The organism is Aliagarivorans taiwanensis DSM 22990 (assembly GCF_000429505.1).
Lineage (GTDB): Bacteria > Pseudomonadota > Gammaproteobacteria > Enterobacterales > Celerinatantimonadaceae > Aliagarivorans > Aliagarivorans taiwanensis.
Genome location: NZ_AUBZ01000063.1, coordinates 1 through 10,193, shown reverse-complemented (window position 1 = coordinate 10,193; position 10,193 = coordinate 1). Strand labels below are relative to the sequence as shown.

The window sequence follows — 10,193 nt, the reverse complement described above, 5'->3', positions numbered from 1 at the left end:
GAGTCAGAGCGAAGGTACTGGCTTGAATACAAAACCGTGGCCAATTTAACTTGACCACTACACTGATACACCTCTTGTTGTAATGAAAAAGCTACTGGAAAACAGCAAATGTGAGCTGTACATATCGCTGATGTACGAGTTTATAAACAGGTTTAAAAATAGTCCTGAGTTTGAACCTCACTTAGACTCATTATTTGGGTGTCAGGACTGGAAGGAAATGTGCGAAATTGATAACAAAGAAGAAAAAAAGTCGTTCCTAAACAAACTTTACAAGAAGAAGCTCAAGGAGTCAGGCGCTGAACAGGTAGTTCATTTCGAGCTATATAAGGGTAATCGTCATGTGTATACCATCTTCTTTGCAACGAAGCATATAAAGGGTTCGGATAGCATGAAGGCTTCCATTTGGAAAGTCGTTCCTGAAGGAGACTTTAAGTTCAAAGGAGGGAAGGACAAAGATCTACTAATGTCACAAGATATGCACGATTTTACCTCATTACAAAACTGTATTCAGGAAAGATTTTCAACAGGGCAATGGATAACAAGCAAGACAGTCCAAGACTTCGTGGCCTCAGATGAGACTGATTATCATTCATCGCAAGTTAAAAAGCATGGACTAAAACCATTAGAGGAAAAAGGATTTCTAACTATTGGTCAACTACCTCCTGGGAAGAAAAGAAGAGCAGGAACGTATCCCCCACAAATATTATTCAGAATCACTGCCGAGTAGTTTTTGCTAAATCGACTAAAGAACGTAGCGCTTTTGATAGTGCTTTTGCATGAGCATCGCTCCCATCCCATACGTCAGATAGAGCACTCATCAATACCTTAGATTTAGCAGGATCAGGTTTTAAGTAATAATCCAAATCAAAAATTTTAATTAGCTTTTCCACCTGCCTACCGCGAGTTTTCCAGTTTTTTTGCCTAACTCTACTGATAGTAGATTGACTAACACCTAGCTCTTTAGCTGCCTCTACTTGGGTTAGTTTGTTCTCCTTAAGAAACTCACAGACTTTCTCGGATAACGCTGATTTTAGGTGCATTTATTCATCATTCATATATAATATAACTTGTGAATATTATTAGCTTTTCAAGTGTTCTGCAAACACATTGAATTAAAATGAGTAAAGTGAGTTCAAGGAGCGTATGACATGTCAACCCAGAGCAAGATTGAGTGGACTGAGCAGACTTGGAATCCAGTGACAGGCTGCGACAAAATAACTGCAGGCTGCAAGCATTGCTATGCAGAAGCTATGGCGAATAGACTGAAGTCAATGAGGACTCCAGGTTATGAGAACGGATTCAAGTTAACACTACAGCCATCAAGGTTAGAACAACCTCTAAAGCGAAAAAAACCAACAAAGTACTTTGTTAATAGCATGAGTGACTTGTTCCATGAAGATGTTCCATTCTCATTTATTGATAAAGTTTTCAATACCATTGAAGCAACACCACAACATGTTTATCAGATTTTGACCAAGAGAGCAGCTAGGATGGCAAGCTACTTTCAGGAAAGAAGTGCACCAACTAACGCTTGGATTGGTGTAACTGTCGAAAATAGGAAGCAAGGATTGCCACGAATAGATGAGCTAAGGAAGATTGATGCTCAAATCCGCTTCTTATCTGTAGAGCCGCTATTAGAAGAATTAGGGGATATTGATCTATCTGGAATTCATTGGGTTATCGTCGGAGGAGAATCAGGCCCAAAATCTCGAGAAATGAAGCCAGAATGGGCAGAAGGAGTTCAAGAGTCCTGCGAGCAACAAAATGTAGCCTTCTTTTTCAAACAATGGGGGGGATGGGGTGCCGATGGCAAGAAACGCTCGAAAAAGGAGAATGGTCGACTTCTCAAAGGTCAAACTTGGGATGCAATGCCCATAGAATTCAGGGTATATTAGATATACACACAAGTAACGTGGTTTTCTCTAGCGGATGGCGAAAACAGAGTATGAATGGGTCGATTCAGGTTCATTACCTGAAATTGCAGAACATAGTGAAGTCAAACATAGTGTAATCGTTCAGTACCTTAAGCAATATGTTAAGGTGTTGACGATAAACCCTTCGATACCTAACCTCAACTTGCATATTGTGGATGGATTTTCTGGGGGTGGAAGATACTATAGCCCCAAACACAAAAGGGAAGTCTACGGGTCGCCGATTCTTCTTCACAATACCATCAGGGAAGTTGAAGCAGAAATAAACACTACCTCAAGGACAAAAACCAAACTTAGTGTTAATGCTCAGTTTTACTTCATTGAAAAAAAGAAGCCTGTCTATCAGTGCCTAAAAGACTCGCTATGTAGCGCAGGAATAGATATTAACAGTGAAAACATTCATATAATAAACAAATCCTTCACGGACGCTATAGATCCAGTCATCAACAGTATACTAACGCATGGCCGAGGAGATCAAAGGGCTATTTATCTTCTAGATCAGTACGGTTACACTGATGTTCCTATCCCCTATCTCCGTTACATTTTTGGCACCTCAGGAAAGAATTCTGAAGCAATTCTTACTTTTTCCACAGACTCAATAATAAACTATCTATCAGACTCTCCTAGCTACTTAAAAGGTATAAAGAAGGCTGGATTGCACGAGGTTCTTTCACTCGAAGCAATCAACGACCTAAAGGAACTCAAGCAGGTAGACTCTAAACAGACCAGAGCTCTGATTGAGCAAAGTCTCTATGATTTTGTCTGGAAAAAAAGCAAAGCTAGGTTTTTCACGCCTTTTTTCATTAGATCCGATGTTAGTAATAGGTCCTACTGGTTAGTTCATCTTTCTAACCACCCAAAAGCACGAGATGAAATGGTTAAGATCCACTGGAGTTTTCAGAACTCATTCGCCCACTATGGAGGACCAGGGCTAAAGATGCTATTTGGCTTTGATGCAAACTTGTCGCATCTAGAGAACCAATTGCAGTTTGACTTCTTGTTTGATGAAAGCGCAGAATCAAGAACGAGGGACGCTTTACTTGAGGGAGTTACAGAATACTTCAGTGATGAACCTCTCGAAATCTTTGAGCTTATTTCCAGCACATGTAACGGATCTCCTGCACATTACGAGCAGTATCTCGACGCGATATATTCTCATTTGTGTCAAAAGGGAATAAAAATCATAGGAAAGAATGGTGAGCAAAGAAGATCGAGAAAATCACTGCGTCTCGACGACAAAATCGTCCTAGAAAGAAACCTAACCTTTATGTTTTAACTTTAACTGCTTTTATCTCTACTCGCACAAGACTACTTACGTTCTTCCTTCAACTCTTTCAGCCCATCGCTCGATATCTTCCTTCAACAAAGCCCCCTGCAGAGAGGACTTTGGATGAGGTATCGACTGATGGCTGTGTTTTCCAAATACCTTATCTAAGTACTTGCTAGGCCATCGTAATGACCCCTTCAGTACGAGCTCCATCAACTTGTCCAGTTGCTCTTGAGTGAAGCCTTGCCCATTATCTTCTATCAGCTTGGTGGATAAGGGCTTGGCGGCATCCGAGGTGTCGACTTCCATTAGCAGATACGATTTACCGTTTAACTGAACCCTGACGATTGCTATGCATCGAGGGTTACTGTCGTTCTGAAGCAGATGTTTCTTGCACCTCGGCACTTTCGGTAACTTGGTAATCAATGGTTTTGACGCTACACATCCATGACTACGCTTTAGGCATTCAACCATCTCGATAAACGCGGCGAACTTGCCGAGATAGAGGTGGCTATCGTCAGATACATCTTCGAGGTTGTTGAACACACCGGTAGGAAGGTCTCCGGCAATAGTCGGTTCGTTGGTGCTAACGTCTTTAGCTTCTTCAACGTATTCGCCTTCACCTTCTCCTTTGCCGCCTTTTGACACTTTGTTCGCGACTTTTTTCGTGAGGATCGGCTTAACAAACTCGATTTGCGTCGCTGACGTTCTGATTAGACTGGAGCCAAGTTCATCATTGGCCCCACCTTCATCAACAATATTGAAGCCTCCACCATAGTGCTTTCCAGAACGCTGGCCACCTTCACCCTCTTGATACGTTTTTAGTTTTGGGTGGTAAAAACTCACTTCTGCAGGTAAAACGGCAGCCAAGTTGCGTATGCCAGCAACTTCCCACACCAGCATGCTGCGAGTATCTGAGTCTATCCAGCCCTGCAAGGTCAGCTCTGCACCGCTGAGGGGTGGTGGGTCGAACTTAAAATCCCACGTTCGATAACGGTTTGTATCTACACCGTCAGTTATCTCGTAGCTTGAAATACTCTCGAAAGAAGCGCGGACATGAGGATCGAGTAGCACCCAGCTTAAAAAACGCCTGCACTCCGGGTTGTTTAACAGCTCAACACGATAACCCGAGTGCTCCAGCACAAAAACTTCCGCTTTGTTAGCAATAGCATCGCGTTGAATATCAAACTCAATGTTCAGCACATCATGCTCAAGTGCAGCTCTCGATAAGTAGCTATCGTGGAAAAACATAGCCCTCGCCAGCTCGAAGTGGGGAAGGTAGATATCAAAGCCATCCGCCGATCGAATGCGGAAACAATACTGGTCTTTATCTTTGGGTCGATGAAACTTGTAGCCGGGGCAATCTTTTACCCTGCAGGTATCCCACGTATAGGTATGAGGTATAGCGACTAGCTTAGTGAGCCCAGCAGGCAGCTCTGAGCTAGTGGGGTTAAGCGTTCGTTGCCTTACCAGTAGCGGCGCATTGGATAGCCGCACAAAAGGCTTATCTTGTTTTGGAGAAAGGTTTAGGTTTACGAACCAGGTGCTGCCATGTACTGGGCGAAACAGACCGCCAACACCCTGAATCTTTACATCATCATCAAACTTGTCAAAGCTTACCTTGTCCATACTGCTTTATTGACCAATCCAGAATCGCACTAGCTTGTTCTGTGATCCTCTCCCTGCTAAGCCCTGAATTTTTAAGCACTTTCCATCGCTTCACTTTTCCACTATCCACAATTAACTCACTAATGGCAACCGCAATTCTTCGGATCTGATATTCGGAAACAGTTTCGCTGTACATACTCAAGAATCGTTGGGTAAGAGGCAGCTTATGCATGTTCTTTTCGATGGTGGCGGGATAACGGGTTTGCGTTAAATAGCGATTCTTTGTCCACCGAGGCGCGGTCAGCTGGAGCTCTTTTTCATTGCGTAACCGGATAAGGTAGCGCACAACAGACTTGTCGCGCACTCCCCATTGCACACGGTTATTTACCTGAGCAAAGCGAACCCGAAAGCGACGATTGCAGCGCTTTAGCCATGAACGGTCGTTACGATACAACCACGCATACTCGGCGCCTGAACCTTGAAGCCGAGCAACCTTGGTACCGAGTTCAATAACTTGCCTTAGCCAGCGCCGGCGGTAAAACCTCAGCAAGGCTCTATCTTGGTTATTAGCTGTAGAACGCAGAGGCTGCTTGGGCACAACACGCAGCCTACCCACACCATTAATCACCGGTATTATCTGTAGCTTATTGCCATGCAAAGCTTGCATCACGGCGATGTGCTGCAAATAGCTGAATGCTTTGCGATGCTTCCTGAACATAGACTTCAGCCACTCAAATTGACCATCGGCGATACTAAGGCCCACCGATGCTAACCAGGCATCACTCCAGTACTCACTGATGCATTCTCGGATCAGCGCATGGTTGATGTGCTTTCCCTTAGTCGCACCAAAGTCTCTTGCTAGTTGCCAATAGTGTTTGGTCCATTGGGCAAACTCTGGTGATGGAGAAGTTCGGCTGTTTAGCAAATCTTTAGCATGCTTAGACACAACCAGGCTCTGCCAATTTGCTGGAGATTGAGCAACCAAAGGACAGGTATCAGGAGTTACCATGTAGCACTGGTGCCGATGCTCTAGCCTGACGGGAAGCTTGGCTTGGATAAGCTCACCGTGCTCTGAACAGGCGCTTACTCCCGCTATCTGCCAACTGCGTTTCCAGTACCCCTCACCATAAAGCTCAAACTGCTTGGCTACACACAGCGGGCAATAGCGAAGCTTTTGGATAGCCTTAACTTTGGATGACGCGACTCCACAAAGCATATGTGCAGCACCTTGGGAGCGGCCAGCTAAATGCTTAAGTATTCGCGTCCTGCGTGACTCGGGAACAAACGCACCACAGAGCGGAAACAAGGTATGTCGATAAGCCAACTTCTCGGCATCTAAACCGAGAGAGTCAGGGTAGTGCGTTGATAGCTCGATCAAATGGCTCGGCAAGTCAATTGAGGCAATCGCAGTGCGATTTGCAAACACCTCTTCAATCAACTCCTTAGGTGAGGTAATCCCCTCATAGCTTCCAGCTCTGGCAATCACGCTATAAAGCAGCTCATCGGGATAGGGAACCGGGAAACCAAGCATGTGTTACCGCCTGTATTCAAGCACTCAGTTTCTCAAAAAGTATAGCTCTATTCAGCCAACCGCTCTCGGAACCATCAGCTGTGATGATCAGCACAACAATAAGCAATAACCGTCATTTCTACTACGCAGCAATCGCAGTTACTGAGAGTGTAGCTCCAGAGGCATAATGAGTTTCGGACTTAAGAATATCCCCAAGTAGGGATCGTATATCCGGGCATTCATATGAATAAGGCCCCACTTCAGCAACGAGCTCGTGGCCGGTAAAGCCGCGGTTGGTCAAACTATGCCACCTCAAACGAACAGAATTTGCGAACGATTCCACAAGACCATTCTTAACGAGTTCTACCAAGTGACCATCCGCAAAAAGCTGTAGGGAAGCTTAGAATAACTACAGAATATCTAGACGAACGGATGGCTTATTACAACAATGGGCGAACTCGTCAGGAATAGCCTATTGTGACAGAACAATACTGTCAATGTTACTTGATGAAAAACAGTTTTGGCTGAGAAGAATTTAGCTCAAATCTAAACTGACAAGCACCGCATCAAAAACGGGTAACTGTCAGCTCAGGTCTGAGCTAGTACATGTGAACCGACCAGCCTTCCGAATACCACTCGTTAGTATAAAGTAACCATTCAAGCTCCCACCCTAGTATGGTATAATACAGTGTTCTGGATAACCTGTATCATCAGCATCTCTGAAACAAATGTATGAACATTAAAATCACACTTTTTGTAGTTTCACTCACCCAAACACTCTCAGCTATCATGTGGCCTGGTATATATTTATATGGATGGTACGCGTTAGGTTTTAGCGAGTTCAAAGTTATATATTTACTAACCGCCATTTTGGGAGGGATCTTTTTGCTGGCTCCGATAGCATCACTTATCGGAGTTTACTTTGAAAAAAAATGGGCTGGATATACTCTTTTCATATTCCCTCCCCTTGCTTTTTTACATGGGGTTTCAGCAGTTCCATACTTATCAAGATTAGCCCCCGTTGGACTTTGGAGAACACTACTTCTTATTCTAATAAATGGAGGCATGGTCTTGATCATCAGTAAATTAATATCAAAGAACAAATAAATCGCCAGGTAAAAGCAGGCTTTCTAAGTAGCAAGCCTTTCTCACATATTTCAATCTGAGCCGCTCCATTCGCAAACCTAAATAACAGGACTGGAGCAGTTATCACAACTATAGACTATATCTCAACACTCCAATCAAATAACTTTTATTTCATCCAAGTTCATGGTTATTTGAGGAAGATAACCTTCGCACGGATTAATAGCAGTTAGCTGTGAAAACCAAGACAATACTAAAATTCGCCAAAATGGCAAGATTTCATAAACCCCTCCTAATATCCACCCTCGAGCAAATTATTTTCATCAGGAGAAGACTGGATTAGATAGCACTGGCCATTGCCAAACTAAAGCACAAATAGTACATACTATTAAAGATACAAGAAGGAAAATTCTTTCGGCTTTATGTTCTCGCCCCAGAGAAAGCGCACCCATTCCAACAGGCAAACCCAAAGCCATCTCAACTAAATACATAGACACAACACCTAAGCAAATAACCACCCCCATCAAATCATCATCCAAGTTGTAAAACTGAGAGAGTAAAATATGGTAAATCGTTAGAAAAAACGCTAAAGAAAAAAACTTAACAATGTAGTTCAAAACTAAAACCTCTAGTGATCATCAATAATAATCCCGCCAATTGAATTTGTAAGGCCACCTGCTTCAATTGCCCAATCAGCTTTGCTCATATGATGGAACTTTCTATCAGGAAGAACTAGCTTCCCACTACCAACCATGATCTTTCCTGTAGCAGCTCTGACTGAGGTACCTATGTCAACTACTGTTGACGTGACTTTAGCCCCTTCTTCTGACATCCCAGCCTTTTGAAGGTTTGTCTCTAACCAATTAGATCCGGTAAAGGCTGTTTGCATATTATCAACACCTCTAGCCATCAATATCATGCCGCCCTTGCATGCTAGCCCGAGGGAGACTTTACACATCATAAAGCCCCCTGCAACTTGCGTTAAGCCATCAACTCCCGTCAACAGATTCGCCTAGCGAGGGTAAATCCTCGCAAATGGGCTCACCGTAGATATCACGCTTATTAACAATTTCCCCATATTCAATCGCTCTTCGGAACTTTGTCTACTGGGCAAAAAGCTCATACCAGAACAAGAGTTCATACGAAGACGGACCAATGCAGGCGACTTTGCACGTAATCGAAGATGGCTGCGAGTGGTTGCTTTACACATTTGAATGGCTTAATTGCACCTTCCCTATACCAAGAAAACACTACGCAGTGACATGATCACTACTTCTTCCTTTTTCTAAGCGTAGCACTGTTGGTCAAAGCATAATTGCCTATATAAATGGAAAAAACCATCATTCCAAGCCCACTCCAAATACTAAGCCCACTAAAAACCAAAAATACAGAAACCAAAAAAATATGAAGCGCCAAAAGGATATATATTATCTTTAAAAACTTTTTCATTCTAAACAATCCACAGAGCAATACATTACAGCGCCTACCTGAAAGCCAACTGCACCAACGCCAATCACAGCCCCAACTGTATTAACCCTTGAGAAGACCTTGATTGACTGCTCCTCGACCTAAAGGACGAGGAGCAGTCAAATTGATTAGGTGTTATCGGGAAACTTCTCAGGGAATGAGATCAAAAAGCAATCATTCACGCTCTCGCCCTGCCCACTAGCTGAGGATCATTTGCTCCTAAAAAATGTCTGTAAATAGCATTACTAAAAAAGCCCAGTTTACTACGGTCACCACAACTGAAAATACAAAGACAACCAGTAGCATAAACCACCTTGGCCCATTTAGATCTTTGTGTAGCGTTCCAGAACCGAAGCCCATTGGCTTTCCTGAGCTCATCTCGTAAAGCATTTTTACAAATAATCCCCAAAGAAGAAGAGGGAAAAAAGGGCCGCTTTTACTAGCTACATCTTCATAAGGCGCACTCACAAGCAAAGCTACTATAGCGTAACAAAGAAAAACCAAATCAGTCATAAATCAACCAGGTACTCTACTTGTCATAATACTCTTGACCTTTAATGCTGGCGTCAACGCCCTCTAAAAACCACTCCCTTTTTGACATATGCTGAAAGCTCCTATCTGTTCGAGCCCCCCTAGACCAAAAAGGAATTTTTGCTGGAACTTTGCGAAATATGCCTGTTAAAGAAGTACCAACATCAAATAAGTCTCCCGCCATTTTTGCATTGTCACTCGACATATTCATTTGCTGAAGCCCCATTTCTAATCCACTGTGTCCGGTAAAGACTGATTGCATGTTGTCTATCCCTCTCATCCCTATTGCCCCTCCAGCAGCACAGGCGATTCCGCCAGATACATAACACAGCCCTACACCTGTACCTATCTGACCCACTCCACCAAAGAACGTTACCGCATTATTAACCCTCGAAAAAATCATCTCTCGATTCTCGCTAATTACACTTTTTGCTCTGCCCCAAAGGCCGGAAACCTCGTCCCCCTGCTCATTAAACAAATTAGCCAATGCCCCAGTTCGCGCCCCATCCCGGAACGTCCCGCCCGCGAAGTGACTGGATGCTCCGCCTGCCAGCGCCGCTACCGCTACATTCCCAAAATCAATGCCTGCGGTTTCAAACCCCCAGCCTTTGCCTAGACCATTGTCTCCTGTGGTAAGCCCTTTGGCGAACGCACTACTTAAGAAGCCGGTACCAAAGTTATCCCCTTTCACCACATTCAGGCTGCCCCCTGCCATGCCGTGCACAAAGGAGCGGCCAAAGGGCGATTTGCCAAAGGTTTCATGCAATATCCCCGTATCACCGAGTGCATGCCCCAC

General features: G+C 43.9%; 10 protein-coding genes and 2 pseudogenes. 5 read left to right on the top strand and 7 right to left on the bottom strand.

Annotation, left to right across the window (positions count from 1 at the left end; translation table 11 throughout):
• Window positions 1-70: 70 nt before the first annotated feature.
• A pseudogene (gene tcmP / locus G462_RS0119680) lies at window positions 71-727 on the top strand (three-Cys-motif partner protein TcmP); the annotation flags it as partial.
• On the opposite strand, the gene G462_RS0119675 reads toward tcmP, so the two are convergent.
• Window positions 714-1,040: a helix-turn-helix domain-containing protein gene (locus G462_RS0119675; RefSeq protein WP_026960501.1), complete on the bottom strand. Its 327-nt coding sequence runs from the start codon at window positions 1,038-1,040 to the stop codon at window positions 714-716. The pseudogene tcmP and the gene G462_RS0119675 sit on opposite strands and share 14 nt — an antisense overlap.
• Window positions 1,041-1,148: 108 nt before the next feature.
• Between G462_RS0119675 and G462_RS0119670 the strand changes: the two genes are divergently transcribed.
• Window positions 1,149-1,895: a DUF5131 family protein gene (locus tag G462_RS0119670; RefSeq protein WP_026960500.1), complete on the top strand. Its 747-nt coding sequence runs from the start codon at window positions 1,149-1,151 to the stop codon at window positions 1,893-1,895.
• Window positions 1,896-1,929: 34 nt separating this feature from the next.
• The gene (locus G462_RS0119665; protein WP_026960499.1) at window positions 1,930-3,207 is read left to right on the top strand and encodes a three-Cys-motif partner protein TcmP; all 1,278 of its coding nucleotides are present in this window, start codon (window positions 1,930-1,932) and stop codon (window positions 3,205-3,207) included.
• A 36-nt stretch (window positions 3,208-3,243) separates the two neighbouring features.
• Here the strand turns inward: G462_RS0119665 and G462_RS0119660 are convergent, their stop codons facing one another.
• Both G462_RS0119660 and G462_RS0119655 read right to left on the bottom strand, forming a co-directional pair.
• Complete coding sequence (locus G462_RS0119660; protein ID WP_026960498.1) at window positions 3,244-4,827, bottom strand: Tn7-like element transposition protein TnsE; 1,584 nt, start codon at window positions 4,825-4,827, stop codon at window positions 3,244-3,246.
• Window positions 4,808-6,337 (bottom strand): TnsD family Tn7-like transposition protein, encoded by a 1,530-nt coding sequence (locus tag G462_RS0119655; protein WP_026960497.1) that lies wholly within the window; start codon window positions 6,335-6,337, stop codon window positions 4,808-4,810. The genes G462_RS0119660 and G462_RS0119655 overlap by 20 nt, the downstream gene beginning before the upstream one ends.
• A 283-nt stretch (window positions 6,338-6,620) precedes the next feature.
• Here G462_RS0119655 and G462_RS25010 point away from each other — a divergent pair.
• Both G462_RS25010 and G462_RS0119645 read left to right on the top strand, forming a co-directional pair.
• Window positions 6,621-6,866 (top strand): annotated as a pseudogene (locus G462_RS25010) (IS481 family transposase); the annotation flags it as partial.
• 182 nt (window positions 6,867-7,048) lie between these two features.
• Entirely contained in the window at window positions 7,049-7,423 is a 375-nt protein-coding gene (locus tag G462_RS0119645; RefSeq protein WP_026960496.1) for a hypothetical protein, read from the top strand.
• Window positions 7,424-7,722: 299 nt separating this feature from the next.
• On the opposite strand, the gene G462_RS24615 is transcribed toward G462_RS0119645, so the two are convergent.
• The 4 genes from G462_RS24615 to G462_RS24705 form a co-directional block, all read right to left on the bottom strand.
• Window positions 7,723-8,016 (bottom strand): hypothetical protein, encoded by a 294-nt coding sequence (locus G462_RS24615; protein ID WP_157360276.1) that lies wholly within the window; start codon window positions 8,014-8,016, stop codon window positions 7,723-7,725.
• 11 nt (window positions 8,017-8,027) lie between these two features.
• Window positions 8,028-8,402 carry a hypothetical protein gene (locus G462_RS0119640; RefSeq protein WP_157360277.1) on the bottom strand — a complete coding sequence of 125 codons (375 nt, stop codon included), beginning with the start codon at window positions 8,400-8,402 and terminating at the stop codon, window positions 8,028-8,030.
• A gap of 683 nt (window positions 8,403-9,085) precedes the next feature.
• Window positions 9,086-9,379: a hypothetical protein gene (locus tag G462_RS0119630; protein ID WP_026960493.1), complete on the bottom strand. Its 294-nt coding sequence runs from the start codon at window positions 9,377-9,379 to the stop codon at window positions 9,086-9,088.
• Window positions 9,380-9,395: 16 nt separating this feature from the next.
• A partial coding sequence (locus G462_RS24705; RefSeq protein ID WP_211234246.1) for a hypothetical protein occupies window positions 9,396-10,193 on the bottom strand: 798 nt, incomplete at its 5' end.